Source organism: Pseudomonas sp. KH_024_B2 (assembly GCF_057839965.1).
Map to the genome: position 1 here is coordinate 1,061,063 of NZ_CM174502.1, position 24,723 is coordinate 1,085,785.

The window sequence follows — 24,723 nt, forward strand, 5'->3', positions numbered from 1 at the left end:
CGCAAATATCCCCTTTAGACGCTTCAGGCCCCACCATGAACTCCCAAAGCATCATCGTCCCGAAAATTTCCACACTGCCGGTGCACGAACCCCGGGCGCGGGCGATCGTGCGTTGGCTGGTGCGCAAGAACATTATCGAAGAACAGCTGACCACCTGCGGCCGCACGGGCAACCGCATGGCCCATGCCATTGCAGCGGGAGCCCGCAGCGTGGTGCTGCACCCTGAGGCATTGCCGTTCGGTGAAGCGGTGAACGGCCTGGAGATCATCACCAAGCGTTGCATCTATACGCCGGCCAAGGGCTTTCTCGAAGAAGCCGGCTGCGCCGAATGCCGAAAAGAAGTGGGCGAAGCCTTGTTCGATAGCCTGGAAGACTGGATGCCCGGGCGCACGGACAACTTCATCTGCCCGGAATGCGGTCATGAGGACGACATCAACGGCTTTCTGTTTTTGCAGGAATGCGGCTTTTCCAATCTGGGCTTCATCTTTAATAACTGGGCCGAGGCCGGGTTCAAACAGAGCTTTATCGACGAGTTTGCCGACTGGCTCGATCAGCCGGTGACCTGGGTGAAGGTCGAGCTTTAAATAACCCCGATTACCGCGTTATCGTTTATCGCGAGCAAGCTCGCTCCTACAGAATACGCGCGGTCCTTGTAGGAGCAGCCGGTCGACGCTCGATTGCTCGCGATGCAGGCGCTGCGGTCCTGAAATCCCCCTCCTATCGCTCTGTCAATAATAGGCCAAGGTTTACATTGAGCTCAGGGGGGTGTCTGAGTATAATGGCGCGCTTCCATTTTCCCGCTCGGGAGCCCCCGCGATGCTGCGTATCAGCCAAGAAGCTCTGACCTTCGACGACATTCTCTTAGTGCCCGGTTATTCCGAGGTGCTTCCTAACGAAGTCAGTCTCAAAACCCGTTTGACCCGTGGCATCGAACTGAATATTCCTCTGGTTTCTGCCGCCATGGACACCGTCACTGAAGCCCGTTTGGCAATTGCCATGGCTCAGGAAGGCGGCATCGGCATTATCCACAAGAACATGACCATCGAGCAGCAAGCTGCCGAAGTGCGCAAGGTCAAGAAGTTCGAAGCCGGCGTTGTCAAGGATCCGATCACCATCGAGGCTGACGCCACGGTTCGTGATCTGTTCGAACTGACCCGCATGCACAACATTTCCGGCGTTCCGGTACTGCACAATGGCGACCTGGTCGGCATCGTCACTTCCCGTGACGTGCGCTTCGAGAACCGTCTGGATGCCACCGTCCGCGAAGTGATGACGCCTAAAGAGCGTCTGGTCACGGTCAAGGAAGGCGCCAACAAGAATGAAGCACGCGAGCTGTTGCACAAACACCGCATCGAACGCGTACTGATCGTCGACGACAAATTTGCTCTCAAAGGCATGATGACCGTCAACGACATCGAAAAAGCCAAAGCCTACCCATTGGCCAGCAAGGACGACCAGGGTCGTCTGCGCGTTGGCGCTGCGGTCGGCACCGGTAAAGACACCGGTGAGCGCGTAGCTGCCCTGGTCCATGCCGGCGTTGACGTGGTGGTGGTCGACACCGCTCACGGTCACTCCAAAGGCGTGATCGACCGCGTTCGCTGGGTCAAACAGAATTTCCCTGAAGTGCAGGTCATCGGCGGCAACATCGCCACCGGCGCTGCCGCCAAGGCCCTGGCCGAAGCGGGCGCTGATGCGGTCAAGGTCGGTATCGGCCCTGGCTCGATCTGCACCACCCGTATCGTTGCCGGTGTCGGCGTGCCGCAAATCAGCGCCATCGCCAACGTCGCGGCTGCCCTTGAAGGCACTGGCGTTCCGTTGATCGCCGACGGCGGCATCCGTTTCTCCGGTGACCTGTCCAAGGCCATCGTAGCCGGTGCTTCCTGCGTGATGATGGGCTCGATGTTCGCCGGTACTGAAGAAGCGCCAGGCGAGATCGAACTGTTCCAGGGCCGTTCGTACAAGGCATACCGTGGCATGGGTTCGCTGGGTGCTATGTCCCAGGCTCAAGGTTCTTCCGACCGTTACTTCCAGGACTCCTCCGCGGGTGCCGAGAAGCTGGTACCGGAAGGTATCGAAGGTCGCGTTCCTTACAAGGGCAGCCTGAGCGCCATCATCCACCAGTTGATGGGTGGCTTGCGTTCTTCGATGGGTTACACCGGCAGTGCCGACATCGAAGAAATGCGCACCAAGCCTGAATTCGTGCGCATCACCGGCGCCGGCATGGCTGAATCCCACGTCCACGACGTGCAGATCACCAAAGAAGCTCCAAACTATCGCGTAGGTTGATAGTGATCGCCTTCAGGTTCAGGCCTGAAGGTGATTGATGACTTTAGTAACCGGGGCTGTTTTCTTCAGCCCCGTGTCGTTTCTGAAATTAGACGAGAATGACCATGGCCCTCGACATTCACGCCCACCGCATCCTGATCCTCGATTTCGGTTCCCAGTACACCCAGCTGATCGCCCGCCGCGTGCGTGAAATCGGCGTGTACTGCGAACTGCATCCGTTCGACATGGACGACGCAGCGATTCGCGAATTCGCACCGAAGGGGATCATCCTCGCCGGCGGCCCCGAGTCCGTACACATCGCCGATAGCCCGCGCGCACCGCAAGCGGTCTGGGACCTGGGCGTACCGGTCTTCGGTATCTGCTACGGCATGCAGACCATGGCTGAACAGCTGGGTGGCAAGGTTGAAGGTTCCGAGCTGCGTGAGTTCGGTTACGCCCGTGTCGACGTGGTCGGCAAGAGCCGTCTGCTCGACGGCATCGAAGACCATATCGACGCTGACGGCCTGTTCGGCCTCGACGTGTGGATGAGCCATGGTGACAAGGTCACCAAGATGCCGGAAGACTTCCACATCCTGGCCAGCACCCCGAGCTGCCCGATAGCCGGCATGTTCAACGATGCCCTCGGCTACTACGGCGTGCAGTTCCACCCGGAAGTGACCCACACCAAACAGGGCGGTCGCATCCTGTCGCGTTTCATCCTCGACATCTGCGGCTGCGAAGCCCTGTGGACACCTTCGAAGATTGCTGAGGACGCCATCGCTCAGGTCCGTGCTCAGGTTGGCACCGACAACGTATTGCTTGGCTTGTCCGGCGGTGTCGACTCCTCGGTCGTTGCCGCGCTTCTGCACAAGGCCATCGGCGACCAACTGACTTGCGTCTTCGTCGACAACGGTCTGCTGCGTCTGCACGAAGGCGAGCAAGTGATGGCCATGTTCGCCGAGAACATGGGCGTCAAAGTGATTCGCGCCAATGCTGCCGACCAGTTCCTCGATAACCTGGCAGGCGAGTCGGATCCCGAGAAGAAGCGCAAGATCATCGGTCGCACCTTCATCGACGTATTCGATGCCGAGTCCTGCAAGCTCGACAACATCAAGTACCTGGCCCAAGGCACTATCTACCCGGACGTGATCGAGTCGGCTGGCGCCAAAAGCGGCAAGGCGCACGTGATCAAGTCGCACCACAACGTGGGTGGCTTGCCGGAAGAAATGAACCTCAAGCTGGTTGAACCCCTGCGTGAGCTGTTCAAGGACGAAGTCCGTCGTCTGGGCCTGGAACTCGGCCTGCCGTACGACATGGTCTACCGTCACCCGTTCCCGGGCCCGGGCCTGGGCGTGCGGATCCTCGGTGAAGTGAAGAAGGAATACGCCGACCTGCTGCGTCGTGCCGACCACATCTTCATCGAAGAACTGCGCAAGGCCGACTGGTACCACAAGGTCAGCCAGGCGTTCGTGGTGTTCCAGCCAGTGAAATCGGTCGGTGTGGTCGGCGACGGCCGTCGTTACGCTTGGGTCGTGGCCCTGCGTGCGGTGGAAACCATCGACTTCATGACCGCACGTTGGGCACACCTGCCGTACGAGCTGCTGGAAACCGTCAGCGGCCGGATCATCAATGAAATCGAAGGCATCTCCCGCGTCACCTACGACGTGTCGAGCAAGCCGCCAGCGACCATTGAGTGGGAGTGATCCAGACCGGCTCGCCGGCCTGTGATCTGCGCGTGTAAACAGTGGCGATCGACACCCCGGTGTCGATCGCCACTGGCGTTTCAGCGGCTGTAAAAACCCTTCGCAATACCCTGAAAGACATGGGCCAAGCCCATTGTCGGTCTCGTCTGTACTCTCTCCAGATAATCTTCCGACGCGCTCTGCGAGAGGCCTTGGCAGCTCAAGCGCCGGGATGTGTGTCGACGGATTTGTGGTTGTCAGTTGACAACTTATCGATTCTTGACGAGACTGGAGGCTATGGATGGCTCGTGCATCTCATCCTAAAAAAAGAAATCGAAATGGCCCTGCGTCACGCCGAAGAACGAGGCTGGCGGATAGAAGTCGGCGGCAGCCATGCTTGGGGAAAGATCTACTGCCCTTTCAGAAATGATCTCTGTCGCTGTGGTGAGTTCTGTATTACCAGCGTGTGCAGCACGCGGAGGAACCCTTTCAATCACGCGAGGGCGCTACGGCGAGTGGTTGATAACTGTACGACGCAGCAGGTGATTGATGGGAAGTCAGCACCTCGACTCAAGGAGTAAATCAATGGACTACATTTTCACCCTCAAGTATCAGCTCGCGCAGTGCGATTGCGATCCCGACGAGTTGGTCGAACGTCTATACGCGGCAGGCTGCGATGACGCGTTGGTCGGTGTCGGATTACCGGGCCGGTTGGCGTTGGAGTTCACCCGTGAGGCAGCGACTGCGGAAACGGCGCTGTTGAGCGCACTGATGGACGTCAAGCGCATCATTCCCGACGCTCGTTTGGTGGAGGTGGCACCGGACTTCGTCGGTCTGACGGATATTGCCGACATCGCCGGCGTTTCGCGGCAGAACATGCGCAAACTGATGCTGACCCATTCCCACAGCTTCCCGTTGGCCGTTCATGAGGGCAAGACATCGCTCTGGCACCTGGCTGAGGTATTGAGCTGGCTGGATGCAAAGGGCGGCTACAGCCTCGAACAACCGGTGATCGACGTCGCCCGGATCGCGCAAAGCGTCAATCTCGTCAAGGAGTCACGCCGGGTGGTGGCCCTCAGCGCCGAGTGGCAGGCGCTGGTTTGACACACCCCTCTCAGCGCCGCGCCACATCCGAGAAATAGAACTTGTCCAGCGTATGCCGCGACTCGGTGTACTCGAACTGGCGGCCGTCCTGCAGGAAGGTCTGGTTACTGACCACGATTACATGGCTCTGGCCGTCGAGGTCCAGATGCTGCCGGTCATCCTTGCTGCACGGCACTGCTTCGATGGTCCGCTGCGCATAGCTGATCTGCAGTTGCAGGGTTTGCTCGATGAAGGCGTAGATCGAGTGTTCGGCGATCTTGCGATCCAGACCCGGAATCAGCTCGGCGACGAAGTGGTTGATGTCGAGGATCACCCGCTTGCCGTCGATTCGCCGTACGCGCTTGATGCGGGTGATGAGGCTGCCTTTCTCCGCCTGGATATGTTCGAGCAGGGCGCCTTCGAGGGGGAACTGGCTGAACTCGACCACCTCGGTGCTGACGTTGTTGCCCAGCCGTGGGTAGGTTTCCTGGAAACTGACGATCCCGCCCAACTGGAACTCGATCGGGTTGGGCGACAACACAAAGGTGCCTTTGCCGTGGACTTTCTGGGCGAAGCCGCGTTCCTGAAGTTGCTCGATGGCCCTGCGCACGGTGCCGCGGCTGGCCTGGTAGCTGTCCATCAATTCGGTTTCGGAAGGTAGCCGGGCGCCACGCTCCAGACGTTCGGTAGTGATGCTGGCAAGCAGATCAGTGTAGATCTGGTTGTATTTACTCATGGGGATGGCTGCGCCGCTGTGCTCAAGGTCTGGAACCTTAAGGGCAGAGGTGGGGTTTGTCCATGATCGTTCCCACGCTCTGCGTGGGAATGCCTCACTGGACGCTCTGCGTCCGCTCTTGTGACGCAGAGCGTCACGGGCTGCATTCCCACGCGGGAGCGTGGGAACGATCAGAAGAAATCGTGTAGGAAAAATCACCGCTGGTCGGGTTCAGGATAAATAATTGCAACTCGTCTGTACGAGTTGTTGCTTTAACTCGTACAGACGAGTACTTTTCGCTTCGGCGTGCTGCCAATAACGCTCTCCAATAACAAGAATCCAAGTGGAAGAAAAAGCATGAGCCACGATTATCCGAATATCGCCAGCGAGATTCTTCAGAGCCTCGGTGGTGCAGACAACCTCGAACAAGCTGCGCACTGTGTCACCCGACTGCGCCTGGCGCTCAAAGACCCAAGCCTGGTCAATAGTGCAGTGCTGAACCAGATCGATCTGGTCAAAGGCTCGTTCTTCACCGGCGGCCTGTTTCAGATCGTCATCGGCCCCGGCGAAGTGGAGAAGGTCTACGCCGCCTTGCGGCAACTGACAGGCCTGGCCGTTGCGACCATTGCCGACGTGAAAAAGAAAGGTGCTGACAAAACCAACGCCATGCAGCAGCTGGTGCGGGTGTTTTCCGATGTGTTCATGCCGATCCTGCCGGCGCTGATCATTGCCGGCCTGCTGATGGGCATCAACAACCTGATCGGCGCCAAGGGCATGTTCATCGAAGGCAAAACGCTGCTGGAGGCCTACCCGACGCTAGACGGTGTGTGGAGCCTGATCAACCTGATGGCCAATACCTCGTTCGTGTTCCTCCCGGCACTGGTGGGCTGGTCGGCAGCCAAGCGTTTTGGCGGCAGCGAAATTCTCGGCATCGTCCTCGGGCTGATGCTGGTTCACCCTGATCTGCTCAACGCCTGGAACTACGGCAAGGCGGTCGCCGGCCTCGATGGCCAAAGCCTGCCGTACTTCGACATCCTCGGTTTGTTCCAGATCGAGAAGGTCGGTTATCAGGGGCAGATCCTGCCGATCCTGCTGGCGGCCTGGGTCATGAGCACCCTCGAAAAGTGGCTGCGGGTGCGAGTGCCGAATGCCATTCAACTGCTGGTAGTGCCGATCACCACCATCGTCGTCACGGGTGTGCTGGCATTGGCAGTCATCGGGCCGGTGACGCGGCACCTGGGGATTCTCATCACCGAAGGCGTGGTTACCTTGTTCGATCTGGCGCCGATGGTCGGCGGAGCGATTTTCGGTCTGCTCTACGCGCCGCTGGTAATCACCGGCATGCACCACATGTTCCTCGCCGTTGACCTGCAGCTGATCTCGACTCAGGGCGGCACTTTTATCTGGCCGATGATCGTCATGTCCAACATCGCTCAAGGCAGCGCGGCGCTGGCGGTGTTCACCATGAGCCGCAATGCCCGGGACCGCAGCATGGCCTCGACCTCGGCGATTTCCGCTTATTTCGGCATCACCGAGCCGGCGATGTTCGGCGTCAATCTGCGCTACAAATTTCCGTTCTACGCCGCGCTGATCGGTTCGGCGCTGGGCGGCATTTTCCTCTCGCTGAACAAGGTCCAGGCCTCGGCGATTGGCGTCGGCGGGTTACCGGGTTTCATCTCGATCATTCCGCAGTACATCCCGGTGTTCGTGGTCGGGATGGTCATCGCGATGGTGGTGCCGTTCGTGCTGACCTGTGGGTTGAGCATGAAGATTGTCCGGCCTGGATATCGCGTCGCCTGATAGATCGATTCGCGGGCAAGCCCGCTCCCACAAGAGCACCGCGAACCACTGTGGGAGCGGCGGTGCGGCGATCCGACTTGCCCGCGAAGACGCCAGACCAGACACAGCAAAACTTATTAAAGGATTACGCCATGCAAAACTGGCAACGTTCGGTGATCTATCAGATCTACCCGAAGAGTTTTCACAGCCACGCAGGCAAAGCCACGGGTGACTTGCTCGGAGTCGTGGCCAAACTCGATTACCTGCACTGGCTGGGCGTCGACTGCCTGTGGATCACGCCGTTCCTGCGCTCACCGCAGCGCGACAACGGTTACGACATCAGCGACTACTACGCCATCGACCCGAGCTACGGGACCATGGCCGACTGTGAGCTGCTGATCGCCGAGGCTGACAAACGCGGTATCAAGTTGATGCTCGATATCGTGGTCAACCACACCTCCATCGAACACCAGTGGTTCCAGCAGGCTCGCAGCAGTCTCGATAACCCGTACCGCGACTTCTATATCTGGCGCGATCAGCCGAACAACTGGGAATCCAAGTTCGGTGGTTCGGCCTGGGAATACGAGGCGCAAACCGGTCAGTACTACCTGCACCTGTTCGACCACACCCAGGCCGACCTGAACTGGGATAACCCGCAGGTGCGCGCCGAAGTCTTCAAGATGATGCGCTTCTGGCGTGACAAGGGCGTCGGCGGGTTCCGTCTGGACGTGATCAACCTGATCTCGAAACCGGCGGACTTCCCCGAGGACAACAGCGACGGTCGGCGCTTCTACACCGACGGCCCGAACGTCCACGACTACTTGCAGGAAATGCATCGCGAAGTCTTCGAAGGTACTGACCTGATCAATGTCGGCGAGATGTCCTCCACCAGTCTCGAGCACTGCATTCGTTACTCGTGTCCTGAATCGAAAGAACTGTCGATGACCTTCAACTTTCATCACCTGAAAGTCGATTACCCAAATCTGCAGAAATGGATCCGCGCCGACTTCGACTTCCTCGACCTCAAGCGCATCCTCTCGGATTGGCAGACTGGCATGCAGGCTGGCGGTGGCTGGAATGCGCTGTTCTGGTGTAACCACGATCAGCCGCGGGTGGTCTCGCGTTTTGGAGATGACGGCGAACACCGGGTGGTCTCGGCGAAGATGCTCGGCACTGCGCTGCACTTCCTTCAGGGCACACCTTTCGTGTACCAGGGCGAAGAACTGGGCATGACCAATCCGGGCTTCGATCACATCGACCAGTACCGCGATGTCGAGACGCTGAACATCTATCGCCTCAAGCGTGAGACCGGTGAGTCCGAGACTGAAAACATGGCGGCGATCATGCAGAAGTCCCGGGATAACAGCCGCACGCCGATGCACTGGAATGCCCAAGCCAATGCCGGTTTCAGCAGCAGCGAACCCTGGATCGGCATTCCGCAAAACGCGGCGCAGATCAACGTCGAACAGCAGTTCGAGGACCCGCACTCGGTGCTGCATCACTATCGCCGGTTGATCGCCTTGCGTCGCAGCGAGCCGCTGATCCAGGACGGCATCTATCGCCAGCTGTTGCCCGAACACATGCAAGTCTGGGCTTACCTACGCGAGGGTGATGGTGAGCGTTTGCTGGTGGTGAACAACTTCTACGCCGCGGCCTGCGAAGTTGAATTGCCGAATGGCGTGATCAACGGCGCGACAGAGCAGCGGCTGGTAATCAGCAACTATGGCGACTGCCCGACGCGCAGCCGGCAGCTCTTCCTGCGGCCTTACGAGTCGTTCGTTCTACACCTGACCGACCACTAAAAAGCACTGTTTGAAAACAACTCGCAGAGCGCTGCGCGGGGGAGTTTTGCGCGCCGCTTTTGCCGGTTTTACACAATAAAAATAATGGGGTGCCTCTTGAAAACAACAATAAATCGCAGTCTTGCAGCATCGTGCGTGTGCCTGGCATTGCCGTTCTCGGCCCAGGCACTGGAGTTCGCCGGTTACCTGCGCAGCGGCGTGGGAACCTCGGTCAACAGCAGTTCGCAGTCATGTTTTCAATTGCCCGGGGCGCAGTCGAAATACCGCTTGGGCAACGAATGCGAGCAGTATGCAGAGCTGGAGTTGCGTCAGGACCTGTTCACCCTCGACGACGGTTCGGTGCTCAGCGTCGACGGCATGGCGTCGTTGTATAACCAATACGACCGCAGCCTGACGTTCGAAGGCGATAACGGCTCGGTGCGCATGCCGCAGCTGTACGCGCAGTGGTCGAAAATGCCCAGCCTCAATGGCGGTTCGTTGTGGGCCGGTCGGCGCTACTACAAGCGGAACGACATCCATATTTCCGACTTCTACTACTGGAACCAGAGCGCCACCGGCGGCGGTGTCGAGGACGTGCTGATCGGCGATCTGAAATACAGCTACGCCTTCTCGCGCAAGGACAACCTGTACCAGAAGGACTACATCAACCGTCACGACTTCAACGTTGCCGGGTTCAAGACCAACCCCGGTGGTGAGCTGGAGTTCGGCCTGAGCTACATCGACAAACCGGACAGTCGCGACGCGCATCGTGGCTGGGCGATTACCACCCAGCATGTGCAGAAAGACTTTTTCGGCGGCAAGAATAAACTGGCCTTTCAATACGGCGAAGGCCCCGGCACCGGGTTGGGTTATACCGGCAATGTCGGCCTCGACGACAGCAACAAGAGCTACCGTCTGGTGGAGTTCTTCGACTGGCAAGTGACGCCGCGCTTCGGTGGTCAGGTCGAGGCGGTCTATCAGAAAGACATTCGCCCGGACGGCAACGATCAGAACTGGATTTCCCTCGGCATTCGTCCGGCCTACGCCATCACTGAACAGTTCAAGCTGGTCACCGAACTGGGCCACGATCAGGTCGAAGCCCCCGGCGGCACACGCAAGCTGAGCAAATTCACTTTCGCCCCGACCTGGTCGCCCAAGGGCCCGGATTTCTGGGCGCGTCCGGAAGTGCGTCTGTACTACACCTATGCCACCTGGAACGAGGCCGCCAAGCGTGCGGCCAATGAGCTGGCGGCGGGCTCGGCGTTGTCCGACACCGGGGCATTCGGTACGGCGCGGCATGGGTCGAACGTCGGATTGCAGGTCGAGTACTGGTGGAAATAAGCGATGCTGTCGGGGCTCGCGCTCCATCGGCACTTCAAAGAACAAAAAACAGCAGGTGAAGTCATGGCCACAACCCAACATTTGCAACTGCTAGCGCCCCTGTCCGGGGTGCTGATGCCGCTTGATCAAGTGCCGGATCCGGTGTTTTCCAGCCGTCTGATTGGTGATGGCTTGTGCATCGACCCGACGTCGCAAACCCTCTGCGCGCCGCTCGCCGGGTTGATCAGCAATGTGCAGCGCAGTGGTCATGCGATCAGCATTACCGACGACAGCGGCGTGCAGGTGTTGATGCACATCGGTCTGGACACGGTGAACCTCGACGGCCAGGGTTTCAAACGGCTGGTGGAGGAGGGGCAGCGGGTCGAGGCCGGCCAGGCGCTGATCGAGTTCGACGCCGATTACATCGCCTTGCATGCCCGCAGCCTGCTGACTCTGGTGCTGGTGGTCAGTGCTGAGCCCTTCACCTTGCTGACGTCCGACAGCGGTCTGGTGGAGAGCGGCCAGCCGTTGTTGCGTTTGAATCTGGGCAGTCAGGTCTCAAGTGCTGCGGTGGAAGAAGGAGAGGCTCTGTTCTCGAAGCCGCTGACCTTGCCCAATCCGAACGGTTTGCATGCACGTCCTGCGGCGGTGTTCGCTCAGGCGGCGAAGGGGTTTGCGGCGAGCATTTGCCTGCATAAACAACAGGCCAGCGCCAACGCCAAATCCCTGGTGGCGATCATGGCGTTGCAGACCGCGCAGGGTGATGCCTTGCAGATCAGCGCGGCGGGCGAGGATGCCGAGCTGGCGATCAAGACCCTGACCGAATTGTTGGCGGCGGGTTGTGGTGAAGCAGTCGCTGCGGTGATGGTGGTGAGTGAGCCGGTTGCGCGGGTCGAAGCGTCTTCGGCGAAGCTGTTGCGTGGTGTTTGTGCCTCGCCGGGTTCGGCGTTCGGGCAGGTAGTGCAGGTGGCGGAACAGACCCTTGAAGTGGCTGAGTTCGGCTCGGACCCAGTGGTTGAGCGCGGGCATCTGGAGCGTGCGCTGGTTCAGGCCGCGCAAGCACTGCAAAGCTTGCGTGACAATGCGACAAGTAACGCGCAGGCGGAAATTTTCAAGGCGCATCAGGAGTTGCTGGAAGACCCAAGCTTGCTGGAACAGGCTCAGGTCCTGATCGCTGAAGGCAAAAGCGCCGCGTTCGCCTGGTGCAGTTCGACCGAGGCGACTTCGGATCTGTTCAAGAACCTCGGCAGCGCCTTGCTGGCTGAACGTGCGCTGGACCTGGCGGATGTCGGTCAGCGGGTGCTCAAGCTGATTCTCGGCGTACAGGACAGCGTCTGGGTCTTGCCGGAACAGGCGATCCTGATTGCCGAACAACTGACGCCGTCGCAGACCGCCGGGCTGGACACCAGCAAGGTGCTGGGCTTTGCCACCGTGGGCGGCGGCGCCACCAGCCATGTGGCGATTCTCGCTCGGGCCCTGGGCTTGCCGGCGTTGTGCGGGCTGCCAACCCAGGTGCTGGCGCTGGTCAGCGGGACTCAAGTGCTGCTCGATGCCGACAAGGGGGAACTGCAACTGGACCCTGACCTGGCAGAGATCGAACGGCTACAGGCCAAACGTCAGCAGCAACGACTGCGGCAGCAGCGCGAACTCGAGCATGCTTCGCTGGCTGCCTGTACCCGCGACGGTCATCACTTCGAGGTGACAGCCAACATCGCCTCGCTGCTAGAAGCTGCGCAGGCGATGACATTGGGCGGTGAGGGCGTCGGTCTGCTGCGTTCGGAGTTTCTTTATCTGGAGCGCAATAGCGCACCGAGCCATGACGAGCAAGCGGCCACCTACATCGCCATCGCCCAGGCCCTTGGGCCGGAGCGCAATCTGGTGGTGCGCACGCTGGATGTCGGCGGCGACAAACCGCTGGCCTACGTGCCGATGGACAGCGAGGCCAATCCGTTCCTGGGCATGCGCGGGATTCGTCTGTGCCTGGAGCGCCCTGAATTGCTGCGTGAGCAGTTCCGGGCGATTCTGGCCTGCGCCGGGCTGGCCCGTTTGCACATCATGCTGCCGATGGTCACGCAGTTGTCCGAATTGCGCGAAGCGCGGCAGATGCTCGAAGAGCAAGCGCTGATACTGGGACTCAGGGAGTTGCCGAAGCTCGGCATCATGATCGAGGTTCCAGCGGCGGCATTGATGGCTGATCTGTTCGCCCCGGAGGTGGACTTCTTCTCCATCGGCACCAACGACCTGACCCAATACACCCTGGCCATGGACCGTGATCATCCGCGTTTGGCCAGTCAGGCCGACAGCTTCCACCCGGCAGTGCTGCGCCTGATCGCCAGCACCGTGAAAGCCGCTCATGCCCATGGCAAGTGGGTGGGCGTGTGCGGCGCGCTGGCCTCCGAAACCCTGGCGGTGCCGCTGTTGCTGGGATTGGGGGTGGATGAACTGTCGGTCAGCGTGCCATTGATTCCGGCGATCAAAGCGACGATCCGCGAGGTGGATCTGCAGGATTGCCAGCTCATCGCGCAACAGATTCTGAGCCTGGAAAGCGCCGAGCAAGTGCGTGATGCCTTGCACCGGCATCAACAGACAGCGGTCGTCACCTCATTGGTTTTGGAGAACTGAACATGTTCGAGAAATTGCAGCGGGCGTTCTGGAAGGCCCTGACACCGGATCTGGTGGTGGATCAGGCTAAAGTGCTTGTTCAGCCTGGGGAGGTGACCCTGGAACCGAGCGTTCTGGCCGCGCTGGGCGGGTCGAATAACCTCAAATCCCAACAACACATCGCCCTGACGCGGGTGCGGGTGGAACTGCACGATGACGCGCAACTGGACCCGGTAGCTTTGCGCGCGGCCGGTGTGCCGGGGGTGATGGTGTTGGCGGGTGGGGTGGTGCATTTGATCGTAGGATTGGAAGCGTAACCGGACCTTGTGGGAGCGGGCTTGCCCGCGAAGCGAGCTCCGCGGTTTTTCAGGCTGTGCGCGTCATCGTTCTTCGCGGGCAAGCCCGCTCCCAGGTTTTGCGCACAACCCACCTCGCCACATTCGCCGCGCTGCCCTTACTGTTTCTCAACTGCGGGTGTATCGTATTCGCTTTTTTGCGGGTCCAGGCCCGCTGCGGATACGTGAGGTAGTTGAGTTCATGTCCTTTTCCCGTCGACAAATACTCGGTGGTCTGGCCGGTCTTGTAGTAGTTGGCGTCGGGGCGGGTGGCGCGTCGCGCTATTGGCTGGGAAAGATGGCCGATGCCGATGCCGGCCACGACTACGAGCTGATCGCCGCCCCCCTGGACGTCGAACTGGTCGCCGGGCATAAAACCGAGGCCTGGGCTTTTGGTCCTTCGGCGCCGGGTACCGAGTTGCGGGTACGCCAGGGCGAGTGGCTGCGGGTGCGCTTCATCAATCATCTACCGGTTGCCACCACCATCCACTGGCACGGCATTCGTCTGCCGCTGGAGATGGACGGCGTACCCTACGTCTCGCAATTGCCGGTCTTGCCCGGCGAATATTTCGACTACAAATTCCGCGTGCCGGATGCCGGCAGCTACTGGTATCACCCTCACGTCAACAGCAGCGAGGAGCTGGGCCGCGGGCTGGTCGGGCCGCTGATCATCGAAGAGCGCGAGCCTAGCGGTTTCAAGTATGAGCGAACCCTGAGCCTGAAAAGCTGGCACGTCGATGAAGAAGGCGCCTTCGTGCCGTTCAGCATTCCTCGTGAAGCGGCTCGCGGTGGCACGGCCGGGCGATTGTCGACCATCAACGGTGTATCGCAGGCAGTGGTCGACCTTCCGGCCGGGCAGATCACCCGGGTGCGTTTGCTCAATCTCGACAACACCCTGACTTATCGGATCAACATCCCCGGAGTCGAAGCGCAGATCTACGCGCTGGATGGCAACCCGATCGAGCCGCGGCCGCTGGGCAAGGAATACTGGTTGGGGCCTGGCATGCGCATCTGCCTGGCGATCAAGGCGCCGCCAGCGGGGGAGGAGCTTTCGTTGCGCAACGGTCCGGTACGTCTCGGAACCTTCCGTTCGGTGGCCAACAGCGATGCGCCGACCCAGTGGCCACCGGCGCTGCCGGCCAATCCGATCGCCGAACCGGACATCGCCAACGCCGAGAAACTCAACTTCAACTTCGAGTGGGTTGGCTCGGTCTCGGTGAACGTGGACAATGGCCAACCGCCGAGCCTGTGGCAGATCAACGGCAAGGCCTGGGACATCACCGACAAGACCTGCGCCGACCGCCCGATTGCCACGCTCAAGAAGGGCAAAAGCTACATTTTCGAATTGAAGAACATGACTCAGTATCAGCACCCGATCCACTTGCACGGCATGAGCTTCAAAGTCATCGCCTCGAACCGCAAGAAGATCACCCCGTACTTCACCGACACCTACCTGCTGGGTAAAAACGAGCGCGCTCGCGTCGCATTGGTGGCGGATAATCCGGGGGTATGGATGTTCCATTGCCATGTGATCGACCATATGGAAACCGGCCTGATGGCCGCCATCGAGGTCTCCTGATGCGTCAGATGCGTCAACCGCAAATCATCGACCGTAGCCGCGACCAGGACTTCATGCGCGAAGCCCTGGTGCTGGCTGCTCAGGGCGCCGCGCTGGGCGAAGTGCCGGTGGGCGCGGTGCTGGTGCAGGACGGGGAAATCATTGGCCGCGGCTTCAACTGCCCGATCAGCGGCAGCGACCCCAGCGCCCATGCCGAGATGGTCGCGATCCGTGCCGCGGCGCAGGCTGCAAGCAACTACCGTCTACCCGGCAGCACGCTCTACGTCACGCTGGAGCCGTGCAGCATGTGCGCCGGGTTGATCGTGCATTCGCGGATTGCGCGGGTGGTGTATGGCGCGCTGGAGCCCAAGGCCGGGATTGTGCAAAGCCAGGGTCAGTTCTTCAGCCAGGGCTTTCTCAACCATCGGGTGTTGTTCGAAGGCGGTGTCCTGGCCGAAGAGTGCGGCGCGGTGTTGAGCGAGTTTTTCAAGGCGCGTAGAGCCAAGTCATCCGATTAAACACCCAACCATTGTGGGAGCGAGCTTGCTCGCGATGAGGGCCTTACAGTCAACAATGATGTTGAATGACAGTCCGCTATCGCGAGCAATCGAGCGTCGACCGGCTGCTCCCACATTTGGATTTTCATCGATGCGAAGATTGGTGTTTTTACTTACGAGCCACAATCACCGCACGCATCGGCGCCGGTAAGCCTTCGATGGTCTTGCTGTGATCGTCCGGATCGAGGAAATCGCTCAGCGACTGAAACTTCATCCACTCAGTTGCGCGTTGTTCTTCGACGCTGGTCACGCTGACATCCACACACCGCACATCGCTGAACCCGGCGCGGCGCAGCCATAGCATCAGTGCCGGCACCGACGGCAGGAACCAGACGTTGCGCATCTGTGCGTAGCGGTCTTCCGGTACCAGCACTTGATGCACGTCGCCTTCGACCACCAATGTTTCCAGCACCAGTTCACCGCCTTTCACCAGGCAATCTTTCAGCGCCAGCAAATGCTCGATCGGCGAGCGGCGATGGTAGAACACACCCATGGAAAATACTGTGTCGAAGCCTTCCAGGTTCGGCGGCAGGTCCTCGAAAGGAAACGGTAGATGCCACGCGGCCGGCTCCGACAGATAACGCTGTACGGCCTGGAACTGACAGAAGAACAGCCAGTTCGGATCGACGCCGATCACGCTGTTGGCACCGGCGCCGAGCATGCGCCACATGTAGTAGCCGTTGCCGCAGCCGACATCGAGAACGCGTTTGCCCTTGAGGTCCAGGTGCGGGGCGACCCGTGACCATTTCCAGTCCGAGCGCCATTCGGTGTCGACGTGCACCCCGAACAGATCGAACGGCCCTTTGCGCCATGGCGACAGGCCCATCAGTGCGGTGCGCATCTGTGCTCGGGTTTGATCGTCGCAGTCGGTGTCGAGGGTCAAGCCGTCCAGTAGATCAATGCGGCTTGGCATGATCTTCGGCAGGGCATCCAGCGCACTCTGCCAGCGCTCCAGATCGCCGTGGCCCTTTTCCATTTTGGTGTCGAGTTGCGCTTGCAGGCCGTTGGCCCATTCAGCCAACGGTGTGCCGGCCAGACGACGGGCGAGGGGGGACAGATCAATCATGGCAAGGCAATCAACGAGGCAAAGTTAAGACACTGGAACCACGGCACGACTTTCGAAAACCCGGCGGCCAGCAGGCGTTCGCGGTGTTCTTCGAGGCTATCGGGTTTCATCACATTTTCGATGGCGCTGCGCTTCTGGGCAATTTCCAGTTCGCTGTAGCCGTTGGCGCGTTTGAAGGCGATATGCAGGTCGGTGAGCAGCGCATGCTCCTCGAGGTCATTGAAGCGCAATTTCTCCGAGAGAATCAGCGCACCACCCGGCAACAAGGACTGACGAATACGGCTCAGCAGCGCCAGACGCTGGTCCGGGTCGATGAATTGCAGAGTGAAGTTCAGCGCCACCACCGAGGCCGGCTGGAACTCCAGCGCGAGGATATCGCCTTCGATCACTTCTACCGGCAGCAGCTCCTGGAACATCGAGTCCTGGCCGTTGAGGTATTCGCGGCAGCGCTCGACCATCGCCGCCGAGTTATCCACCGCGATCACCCGGCAACCGTCGGTGCGCACATGACGGCGCAAGGCCTGAGTCACGGCGCCGAGAGAAGAACCCAGGTCGTACAGCACGCTATTGGGTTGGGCGAACTGCGCCGCCAGCACTCCGAGGTTCTCGACAATGGTCGGATAACCCGGCACCGAACGCTTGATCATGTCCGGGAACACCCGCACCACGTCCTCATTGAAGGCGAAGTCCGGCACCTGAGGCAGGGGCTGGGCGAAAAGGCGATCGGGTTCTTTGCTCACGGCGGTTCCAGCGGCGTAGGTGGAAAAGGCTGGCATTTTAGCCAACTTGGCTGAGGGATGCGCGATCTGTCTGATAAAGCGCTGTAGTGGAATCCGGAGTCTGGGTTGTCATTGATATTGCTTTCGCGGGCAAGCCCGCTCCCACAAGAGCGCCGCTGTACCTGTGGGAGCGGGCTTGCCCGCGAAGAATTCAACTCGGTTTCTGCGTAAACGCCGACGCCGCAATCCCCCATTGTCCCAGCCAGTAACTGAGGATGATCAGGTAAGGCGCCGCCTCAAAAGCCACCACAAAACGGCTGATGCCAATCACGCTGTCAGAAAACACAAACGCCACCGCACCCGCCGCCGCTAGCAACGCCGAGCGTTTGGGCACATCGCTGCCCAATCGGGCCAGCGCCCGCCAGAGCATCGCGCTGATGGCCAGACCGTAAACAATCACCGGAATCAGCAACGGGCCAAGGTCATGGGAGATCAGGATTCCCAGCAATACTGCGCCGACACCGAGCGCCAATAACAGCGGCAACAGCGCCAGCCGACGGCAATCACCTACATAGGCTTTCAGATAGGCCAAGTGGGCGACCAGAAACGCCCCGAGACCAAACACGAACAAATCCCCCGGCCAGGCCAGCAGCACATCACCAAACAGGGAAAACATCAGGCCGAGGCTGATCCAGCGCCGATAGTCGCCGGGTGGTGCATCGTGCAACCAGCCGAGCAATGCCAGAACCGGCAATGGCTTGACCACCAGGCACAGCAGATCGGCATGAATGCTCAGCCCGTAGATGAAGGTCACCGCGCCCATCAGCGCGAGAATCAGCCAGCCCACGATCAGTTGACCGAAATCACGCAATCGAAGGTCTTCACCGCCGGCACTTCCGGCGCCCATGGCTGTGAATACGTCAGACGCAAGCGCCCGTTACCGGCGGCGAAGGTCTGAAAACGCCAGGTCGACTGCCCGGCACTGCCCACCAGCCCGGCGTCTTCCGGATTGCTGTAGACCTCAGGGCTGAGGCTGCGCAGCACGCCCCCGGCCGAATCCTGAATCGCCCAGCGATAACCCGTGGTCGGATTGCTTGGCAGGGTCAGGATCAGGTTCTGCCCGGTCTTCAATTGCACCGGGCATTCGCTCTGTTTATCCACAGTGACATTCTGCCTGGATTGGCTGGCGCAGGCGGCAAGCAGGGCGAGGCTGAGGGGGAGAAGCAGGCGGGTGGGGGACATGGGTCAGAAGCTCCGGTCATACACGACGAACGGCGAGCATAACCGAAGATGAGACAAAGTGTGACGAGCGGCGGCCTGTGGCTGGCGATGGTTTGATCGTTCCCACGCGCGTGGGAACGATCAAACAGGCTTTAGCCACCCTGCGCCTTGCAGTTAGTTATTCAGAGAAAAAGCAAACTCGCCTTTGGATACAAATTCGCCGCCCTGTTTGTCCTTGAACTTGACGTCGATTTTGCCGAAGTATTCTTGCTGATCAGCCTGCACGGTCAGGTCCATGACACCTTCGAATGCCCAGTAGCTGAGGTAGGCAGGGAAATTCTCTGTAAAAGCGATTTCTACCAATTGGTCTGGGGAATTTAATGTGTAGACACCCGTTACGATGTTTTTAGGCATGTAAATATCGAAGGCGCGATCGAGAGGGGTGTTTTTTTCGCCAGCTTTGAAAATAGCTAATATTTCTCGGGAACCGACGCTAGTGTAAAACTCTTCGGAGTTGAAGTCTTCGCGTCCCTGAACGATGGCGTTCAAGTAGTTTTTTTCGCAACAGTGGCGGAATTTTATTTCGTCATTAATGCGGTTGTCGACAAGGCTTCTTCGTTGCTTGATATCCATAAGGTTTATATCCTTTATTCACGGTGTACGAATGAATGGAGCTTGGAGTGTACGCCGACGATTAGCCAAAGATACTGTTAGAACTAACAGGTTTTTAGCAGAATGGATGACAATATATATCATGTCCGATTGTTGTTCTGCCCAGAATTAAAATGGCCAGGCGACACGTCCGGCCATTTGTGTGTTGCACTTTAAATTGTTTAGAACAACACCTTCGCCACATCCGCAAAACGCCTGGCAAAATGCACGGTAATCCCTTCCTTCAGATACTCCGGCAATTCCTCGAAGTTGCCGCGGTTAGGTTCCGGCAGGATCAGTTCGTAGATCTTCTGCCGCCGGGCCGCGATGACTTTTTCGCGCACGCCGCCAATGGGCAGCACATGGCCGGTCAGGGTCAGTTCGCCGGTCATGGCTACGCCTTTTTTCGGCGGCTGATTGCGCGCCAGGGACAGCAGCGCACTGGCCATGGTCACCCCGGCGCTCGGGCCGTCTTTCGGTGTCGCGCCTTCAGGTACATGCAGGTGAACGAAGGCTTCGTCGAAGAACTTGGGATCGCCGCCGAATTGTTTCAGGTGCGAGCTGACGTAGCTGTAGGCGATTTCGGCGGATTCCTTCATCACGTCGCCCAGTTGCCCGGTGAGTTTGAAGCCGCGATTGAGCGTGTGTATCCGCGTCGCTTCGATCGGCAGGGTGGCGCCGCCCATGCTGGTCCAGGCCAGACCGGTGATCACTCCGGTGCCGGACAGCACCTGTTCATTGCGAAACACCGGCATGCCAAGGGAAGCTTCCAGGTCCTTGTTGCCGATCTTGATCACCGCGTTCGGTTCGTCGATCAGCTTCATCACCGATTTGCGCACCAGTTTACCCAGCTGCTTTTCCAGTTGCCGCACTCCGGCCTCGCGGGCATAACCGTCGATCACCGCGCGCAGAGCGCCGTCGCTGATGGACAGGCTGGCTTTGGAAACACCGGCCTTTTCCAGCTGTTTGGGCCACAAGTGACGCTTGGCGATGGCCATTTTTTCTTCAGTGATATAACCCGACAGGCGAATCACTTCCATCCGGTCCAGCAGCGGGCCGGGAATCGAATCCAGGGTGTTGGCGGTGCAGACGAACAGCACTTTCGACAGGTCCAGACGCAAGTCCAGGTAATGGTCGAGGAATTCGACGTTCTGTTCCGGGTCGAGGGTCTCCAGCAGCGCCGAGGCCGGGTCGCCGTGGTAGCTCTGGCCCATCTTGTCGATCTCGTCGAGCATGATCACCGGGTTCATCACTTCGACGTCTTTGAGTGCCTGCACCAGCTTGCCCGGCAGGGCGCCGATGTAGGTCCGGCGGTGGCCCTTGATCTCTGCTTCATCGCGCATGCCGCCGACGCTGAAGCGATAGAACGGCCGCCCGAGGGATTCGGCGATGGATTTGCCGACGCTGGTCTTGCCCACGCCCGGCGGGCCCACCAGCAGCACGATGGAACCGCTGATCTCGCCTTTATAGGCACCCACCGCGAGGAATTCGAGAATCCGGGTCTTGATGTCGCCGAGCCCGGCGTGGTGTTGATCGAGCACTTTGCGCGCGTGTTTGAGGTCGAGATTGTCCTCGCCATAGACGCCCCACGGCACCGCCGTTGCCCACTCCAGATAATTGCGGGTCACCGCGTATTCCGGCGAGCCGGTTTCGAGGATCGACAGCTTGTTCATTTCCTCTTCGACGCGCTTTTGCGCCTGCGGCGGCAGGACTTTGCCCATCAGACGCTGTTCGAACTGTTCGATGTCGGCGCTGCGGTCGTCCTTGGTGAGACCCAGCTCTTGCTGGATGACCTTGAGCTGTTCCTTGAGGAAGAATTCACGCTGGTGCTCACCGATCTTGCGGTTCACTTCGGCGGAGATTTCTTTCTGCAAACGCGCGACTTCGACCTCCTTGCGCAGCATCGGCAGGACTTTCTCCATGCGCTTGAGCATCGGTACGCAATCGAGCACTTCTTGCAGCTCATTACCGGTCGCCGAGGTGAGGGCGGCGGCGAAGTCAGTCAGCGGCGACGGATCGTTGGGGCTGAAGCGGTTGAGGTAATTCTTCAGCTCTTCGCTGTACAGCGGGTTGAGCGGCAGCAGTTCCTTGATCGCGTTGATCAGCGCCATGCCGTAAGCCTTGACCTCGTCGGTCGGCTCGCTCGGCTGGTGCGGGTATTCGACTTCCACCAGATACGGCGGGCGATGGTGCTTGAGCCAGGTGCGAATGCGCACGCGGGTCAGGCCCTGGGCGACGAATTGCAGTTTGCCGCCTTCGCGGCTGGCGTGGTGGACCTTCACCAGCGTGCCATAGAGCGGCAGGCTTGAAGTGTCGAAATGTCGTGGGTCTTCCTGCGGCATGTCCATGTAGAACAGCGCCAGGGTGTGATGATCGGATTTGCTCACCAGCTCCAGCGTCTCGGCCCAGGGCTCTTCGTTGACGATCACCGGCAGCACTTGCGCCGGGAAGAACGGCCGATTGTGGATCGGAATGATGTAAACCTTGTCCGGCAGATTCTGCCCGGGAAGGGCCAGGCCGGTGCCCGAGGTCTGGTGTTCGGCGTTTTCCGGGTCGGCGTAGTCGTTGGGATCTTCCGGGAATTCTTGCTGGTCGCTCATGGGGCACCTGCGCATAGGGTATGGAGGTTAGATGGGGCAGGTCGGTGGTGGTTTCAATGGTGAGAGGTTGTTAACGGTTATTTCATGAACAGCATTCAGTGGGCAGACAGGTTTCACACTGATCGTTCCCACTCCCGCATGGGAACGATCAAAACGATCAAAATAAGTAGGGTGACTGATAAGCTCTCGCAGAACCGCTCTGCGCTTTTCCAGTCTTATGGATAAGGTCCTGAACCGCAGTGAGGAACAGCATGAAGTCGTCCATCTGGCGTTTGGCAGGTGTTGGATTGCTTTGCATGAGTGTCAGCGCGCAATCGCTGGCCGAGCAGCAGGATGATCAGCAACGTCCTCGACAAGGTCAAAAGGGCGAGGGGCAGCGTGAGCATGGTCCCGACGGGCGTCAGGGAAACAATCGACAGCGCCCTGAGAATAATCAGCCACGTCCGCAAAACAACCAGCCGCAGGCGCGTCCAGAGAGCAATCAGCCGCGACAGCAAAACAATCAGGCGCGTCCAGAGAACAATCAACCGCGTATGCAAAATAATCAGCCGCGTGCGCAGAGCGAGATTATTCGCGGCGACAACAGTCGGCAGTTCGAACGCAGCGGCCAGAATCAGGGCGGCCAGTGGCAAAACCGTCCGCTGTATGATCCCAATGTGCAGAGCCGGCCGGTGCAGCAGCCAGTGCAGCAACAGCCGAGCAACAATCTGCCGATTCAAAGCCGCCCGGATACCGTCCGCCAGACCCAAGAGCCGCTGCGTGGCTACTATGAGGACATTCCTCGGCGCAACGACCGCGATCAGCGCTGGCAGACCGGTGGCGGTGGTTCGCGTTCGGGTGATTATCGTCGTCCCAATGATTATCGCTGGCCGGGTCGTCCGGGTGGACACGGCACCGGCTGGGGGCCTGGCCCGCAATATCGACCGGGTTATGTGATCACTAGGTTCCCGGATCGAAATTATCGCGTGCCGTATCACGGTCGGGATTATTTCTTCTCCGGTGGTTACTGGTATCGCCCACATGGCCCGCGGTATGTGGTGGTCTTGCCGCCTCGTGGTATCCGTATCAGTTACCTGCCGGACTACGCTCGGGAGATCTGGATCGGCAGCGCGCTGTTCTTCCTCGCGGCCGGCGTTTACTACATGTACGAAGCGAGCACCCAGCAGTACGTAGTGGTCGACCCTCCGCAGCCAGTCAGCTATGGCTATGACGTGATCGCTTACCCGGCCAGCGGGCAAACGCCTGAGCAGATTAATCAGGATCGCTATGACTGCTACCGCTGGGCGGTCGAGCAAAGCGGCTTCGATCCGGCGGCCGTCACCTACCAACCGGCACCTGCGGTGGTACAAACCTACCGTCAGGCCCAAGGCAACTGCCTGAGCAGTCGCGGTTATCAGGTGACCTACTAAGGTGGCCTGCTAAGTAGACACCTTAGTGGCGGTCACCACTTCTTGCGGATCGGCGTGCACCAGCACCTCGGCTCGCGGGTAAGCGGCGCTGATCGCCTCGGCGGCACGATCACTGATGCCGTGGGCGACGGACAGGGTCAGCTCCCCCGGCAACTCCAGGTGCAATTGCACGAACCAATGGCTGCCGGAGATCCGTGTGCGCAGGTCATGGGCGCCGAGTACGCCGGGTACGCTGCAGGCCAGTTCGAGCATGTGCTGGCTGACATCCGGCGGCAGTTCCTCATCCATCAATACCGCAACGCTTTCCCGGGCGATTTGCACGGCACTCCAGAGGATGTACACCGCGATCGCCAGACCAAACCAGGCATCCAGTTGCTGCCAGCCGAAACTGGCCAGCATCAGCGCCAACAGGATGCTGCCATTGAGCAACAGATCGGAACGGTAATGCAGCGAGTCAGCGCGTACCGCGGTCGAGCCGGTTTCGCGGATCACCCGATGTTGCAGCATCAGCAGCGCGACCGTCAGCGCCAGTGACAAGAGCATCACGCCAATACCGATCCATGGCGCGCCCAGCGGTTCCGGGTTTTTCAGGCGTTCGATCGCTTGCACGGCAATCAACACCGCACTCACCGCGATAAACAACGCCTGGGCCATGCCCGACAGCGACTCGGCCTTGCCGTGCCCGTAACGATGGTCATCGTCCGCCGGGCGCAGCGCGTAATGCACCGCCAGCAGATTGAGAAACGACGCGGCGCCGTCGAGCAGGGAGTCGGTCAGGCCGGCCAGCAGGCTGATCGAACCGCTCAACCACCAGGCGATGGCCTTGGCCACAATCAGAATGCTCGCCACCGCCAGCGAGGCGCCTGTCGCCAGACGCAACAGGCGAGCGTGTTCCTGGCTATTGGTCATAGGCGTTTACGTTCCTTCGAGTGCGCGATATCAGGCGGCGGGCTGCAGACCGTACATGGCCAATTGCTGGACGCTGCCTTTGTGCTGGATCAGACGCGGATCATCCAGCGGAAAACTGCGGCCCAGTTCGCTTTCGAGAATAGCCTGCAACTTACCGTTATCGACCTTGCCGTCCACATCGATGGCCTGCTGGAGTTTTTCCGGGGCGACCTGCACGGTCTTGCCGGGTGGCAGGTAGATGGCGCCAGTGGCGAAGTCCACGCCGAAAGCGATCAGCCCCGGAATGACATAGAACAAGATGCCCACGGCGTCGAGGACCACCACCACCGGGTCGATCTTGCCCTCGATCTGGCCACGGCGGTCCGGGAAGAAGATCGTGCCGCAAGCGGTCATTTGGGTCAGCAGGGTAGCGAGCAGCACGCCACCAATAACACGGGAGGGAATACGCATGTGGATCTCCTGAGCACACTCG

General features: G+C 59.7%; 21 protein-coding genes and 1 pseudogene. 13 read left to right on the forward strand and 9 right to left on the reverse strand.

All coding sequences use genetic code 11. The features are described from left to right. Positions 1-35: 35 nt before the first annotated feature. From AC3I0A_RS04975 to AC3I0A_RS04995, 5 genes and pseudogenes are all read left to right on the forward strand, one after another. Positions 36-584 (forward strand): sugar ABC transporter ATPase, encoded by a 549-nt coding sequence (locus AC3I0A_RS04975; protein WP_489376505.1) that lies wholly within the window; start codon positions 36-38, stop codon positions 582-584. Between the two features lie 232 nt (positions 585-816). After that, a complete protein-coding gene (guaB, locus tag AC3I0A_RS04980) occupies positions 817-2,286 on the forward strand; it encodes an IMP dehydrogenase (RefSeq protein WP_489376506.1) in 1,470 nt (489 codons plus the stop codon). Between the two features lie 104 nt (positions 2,287-2,390). Continuing rightward, a complete protein-coding gene (gene guaA, locus AC3I0A_RS04985) occupies positions 2,391-3,968 on the forward strand; it encodes a glutamine-hydrolyzing GMP synthase (RefSeq protein ID WP_489376507.1) in 1,578 nt (525 codons plus the stop codon). A gap of 280 nt (positions 3,969-4,248) precedes the next feature. After that, positions 4,249-4,528, forward strand: a pseudogene (locus AC3I0A_RS04990) (hypothetical protein). Between the two features lie 4 nt (positions 4,529-4,532). Further along, positions 4,533-5,051: a helix-turn-helix transcriptional regulator gene (locus AC3I0A_RS04995; protein WP_489376508.1), complete on the forward strand. Its 519-nt coding sequence runs from the start codon at positions 4,533-4,535 to the stop codon at positions 5,049-5,051. 10 nt (positions 5,052-5,061) lie between these two features. Here AC3I0A_RS04995 and treR read toward each other — a convergent pair whose 3' ends face one another. Beyond that, complete coding sequence (treR, locus tag AC3I0A_RS05000) at positions 5,062-5,766, reverse strand: trehalose operon repressor (protein ID WP_489376509.1); 705 nt, start codon at positions 5,764-5,766, stop codon at positions 5,062-5,064. Positions 5,767-6,102: 336 nt separating this feature from the next. Between treR and treP the strand changes: the two genes are divergently transcribed. From treP to tadA, 7 genes are all read left to right on the forward strand, one after another. Further along, a complete protein-coding gene (gene treP, locus AC3I0A_RS05005; RefSeq protein ID WP_489376510.1) occupies positions 6,103-7,545 on the forward strand; it encodes a PTS system trehalose-specific EIIBC component in 1,443 nt (480 codons plus the stop codon). Between the two features lie 131 nt (positions 7,546-7,676). Beyond that, positions 7,677-9,326, forward strand: a complete 1,650-nt coding sequence (gene treC / locus AC3I0A_RS05010) for an alpha,alpha-phosphotrehalase (RefSeq protein WP_489376511.1) — start codon at positions 7,677-7,679, stop codon at positions 9,324-9,326. A gap of 96 nt (positions 9,327-9,422) precedes the next feature. After that, positions 9,423-10,646, forward strand: coding sequence for a maltoporin (locus AC3I0A_RS05015; RefSeq protein WP_489376512.1), 1,224 nt, complete (start codon positions 9,423-9,425; stop codon positions 10,644-10,646). A 63-nt stretch (positions 10,647-10,709) separates the two neighbouring features. Then, positions 10,710-13,247 carry a phosphoenolpyruvate--protein phosphotransferase gene (ptsP, locus tag AC3I0A_RS05020; RefSeq protein ID WP_489376513.1) on the forward strand — a complete coding sequence of 846 codons (2,538 nt, stop codon included), beginning with the start codon at positions 10,710-10,712 and terminating at the stop codon, positions 13,245-13,247. 2 nt (positions 13,248-13,249) lie between these two features. Next, positions 13,250-13,543 (forward strand): PTS sugar transporter subunit IIB, encoded by a 294-nt coding sequence (locus AC3I0A_RS05025; RefSeq protein ID WP_489376514.1) that lies wholly within the window; start codon positions 13,250-13,252, stop codon positions 13,541-13,543. A gap of 220 nt (positions 13,544-13,763) precedes the next feature. After that, entirely contained in the window at positions 13,764-15,140 is a 1,377-nt protein-coding gene (locus tag AC3I0A_RS05030) for a multicopper oxidase family protein (RefSeq protein ID WP_489376515.1), read from the forward strand. Continuing rightward, positions 15,140-15,637, forward strand: coding sequence for a tRNA adenosine(34) deaminase TadA (tadA, locus tag AC3I0A_RS05035; protein WP_489376516.1), 498 nt, complete (start codon positions 15,140-15,142; stop codon positions 15,635-15,637). Before AC3I0A_RS05030 ends, tadA begins: the two co-directional genes overlap by 1 nt. Positions 15,638-15,785: 148 nt before the next feature. Here tadA and cmoB read toward each other — a convergent pair whose 3' ends face one another. The 6 genes from cmoB to lon form a co-directional block, all read right to left on the reverse strand. After that, on the reverse strand, positions 15,786-16,742 hold the full coding sequence (cmoB, locus tag AC3I0A_RS05040) for a tRNA 5-methoxyuridine(34)/uridine 5-oxyacetic acid(34) synthase CmoB (protein WP_489376517.1): 957 nt from the start codon (positions 16,740-16,742) through the stop codon (positions 15,786-15,788). Further along, positions 16,739-17,518, reverse strand: a complete 780-nt coding sequence (cmoA, locus tag AC3I0A_RS05045) for a carboxy-S-adenosyl-L-methionine synthase CmoA (RefSeq protein ID WP_489376518.1) — start codon at positions 17,516-17,518, stop codon at positions 16,739-16,741. Before cmoA ends, cmoB begins: the two co-directional genes overlap by 4 nt. 154 nt (positions 17,519-17,672) lie before the next feature. Further along, positions 17,673-18,308: a lysoplasmalogenase gene (locus tag AC3I0A_RS05050; protein WP_489378418.1), complete on the reverse strand. Its 636-nt coding sequence runs from the start codon at positions 18,306-18,308 to the stop codon at positions 17,673-17,675. A 2-nt stretch (positions 18,309-18,310) separates the two neighbouring features. After that, on the reverse strand, positions 18,311-18,703 hold the full coding sequence (locus AC3I0A_RS05055; protein ID WP_489376519.1) for a protease inhibitor I42 family protein: 393 nt from the start codon (positions 18,701-18,703) through the stop codon (positions 18,311-18,313). Positions 18,704-18,856: 153 nt separating this feature from the next. Next, a complete protein-coding gene (locus AC3I0A_RS05060; protein WP_489376520.1) occupies positions 18,857-19,315 on the reverse strand; it encodes a hypothetical protein in 459 nt (152 codons plus the stop codon). 200 nt (positions 19,316-19,515) lie between these two features. Next, the gene (lon, locus tag AC3I0A_RS05065; RefSeq protein WP_489376521.1) at positions 19,516-21,933 is read right to left on the reverse strand and encodes an endopeptidase La; all 2,418 of its coding nucleotides are present in this window, start codon (positions 21,931-21,933) and stop codon (positions 19,516-19,518) included. 251 nt (positions 21,934-22,184) lie between these two features. Between lon and AC3I0A_RS05070 the strand changes: the two genes are divergently transcribed. After that, the gene (locus AC3I0A_RS05070; protein ID WP_489376522.1) at positions 22,185-23,342 is read left to right on the forward strand and encodes a DUF6515 family protein; all 1,158 of its coding nucleotides are present in this window, start codon (positions 22,185-22,187) and stop codon (positions 23,340-23,342) included. A gap of 9 nt (positions 23,343-23,351) precedes the next feature. On the opposite strand, the gene AC3I0A_RS05075 is transcribed toward AC3I0A_RS05070, so the two are convergent. Both AC3I0A_RS05075 and AC3I0A_RS05080 read right to left on the reverse strand, forming a co-directional pair. Further along, positions 23,352-24,251 carry a cation diffusion facilitator family transporter gene (locus AC3I0A_RS05075; RefSeq protein WP_489376523.1) on the reverse strand — a complete coding sequence of 300 codons (900 nt, stop codon included), beginning with the start codon at positions 24,249-24,251 and terminating at the stop codon, positions 23,352-23,354. A gap of 30 nt (positions 24,252-24,281) precedes the next feature. Further along, entirely contained in the window at positions 24,282-24,701 is a 420-nt protein-coding gene (locus AC3I0A_RS05080; RefSeq protein ID WP_489376524.1) for a polyribonucleotide nucleotidyltransferase, read from the reverse strand. Positions 24,702-24,723: the final 22 nt, after the last annotated feature.

Coding starts and splice junctions, on each gene's coding strand:
- AC3I0A_RS04975 (WP_489376505.1), top strand. CDS start 36: ATGAACTCCCAAAGCATCATCGTCCCGAAAATTTCCACACTGCCGGTG.
- guaB (WP_489376506.1), top strand. CDS start 817: ATGCTGCGTATCAGCCAAGAAGCTCTGACCTTCGACGACATTCTCTTA.
- guaA (WP_489376507.1), top strand. CDS start 2,391: ATGGCCCTCGACATTCACGCCCACCGCATCCTGATCCTCGATTTCGGT.
- AC3I0A_RS04995 (WP_489376508.1), top strand. CDS start 4,533: ATGGACTACATTTTCACCCTCAAGTATCAGCTCGCGCAGTGCGATTGC.
- treR (WP_489376509.1), bottom strand. CDS start 5,766: ATGAGTAAATACAACCAGATCTACACTGATCTGCTTGCCAGCATCACT.
- treP (WP_489376510.1), top strand. CDS start 6,103: ATGAGCCACGATTATCCGAATATCGCCAGCGAGATTCTTCAGAGCCTC.
- treC (WP_489376511.1), top strand. CDS start 7,677: ATGCAAAACTGGCAACGTTCGGTGATCTATCAGATCTACCCGAAGAGT.
- ptsP (WP_489376513.1), top strand. CDS start 10,710: ATGGCCACAACCCAACATTTGCAACTGCTAGCGCCCCTGTCCGGGGTG.
- AC3I0A_RS05025 (WP_489376514.1), top strand. CDS start 13,250: ATGTTCGAGAAATTGCAGCGGGCGTTCTGGAAGGCCCTGACACCGGAT.
- AC3I0A_RS05030 (WP_489376515.1), top strand. CDS start 13,764: ATGTCCTTTTCCCGTCGACAAATACTCGGTGGTCTGGCCGGTCTTGTA.
- tadA (WP_489376516.1), top strand. CDS start 15,140: ATGCGTCAGATGCGTCAACCGCAAATCATCGACCGTAGCCGCGACCAG.
- cmoB (WP_489376517.1), bottom strand. CDS start 16,742: ATGATTGATCTGTCCCCCCTCGCCCGTCGTCTGGCCGGCACACCGTTG.
- cmoA (WP_489376518.1), bottom strand. CDS start 17,518: ATGCCAGCCTTTTCCACCTACGCCGCTGGAACCGCCGTGAGCAAAGAA.
- AC3I0A_RS05055 (WP_489376519.1), bottom strand. CDS start 18,703: ATGTCCCCCACCCGCCTGCTTCTCCCCCTCAGCCTCGCCCTGCTTGCC.
- AC3I0A_RS05060 (WP_489376520.1), bottom strand. CDS start 19,315: ATGGATATCAAGCAACGAAGAAGCCTTGTCGACAACCGCATTAATGAC.
- lon (WP_489376521.1), bottom strand. CDS start 21,933: ATGAGCGACCAGCAAGAATTCCCGGAAGATCCCAACGACTACGCCGAC.
- AC3I0A_RS05070 (WP_489376522.1), top strand. CDS start 22,185: ATGAAGTCGTCCATCTGGCGTTTGGCAGGTGTTGGATTGCTTTGCATG.
- AC3I0A_RS05075 (WP_489376523.1), bottom strand. CDS start 24,251: ATGACCAATAGCCAGGAACACGCTCGCCTGTTGCGTCTGGCGACAGGC.
- AC3I0A_RS05080 (WP_489376524.1), bottom strand. CDS start 24,701: ATGCGTATTCCCTCCCGTGTTATTGGTGGCGTGCTGCTCGCTACCCTG.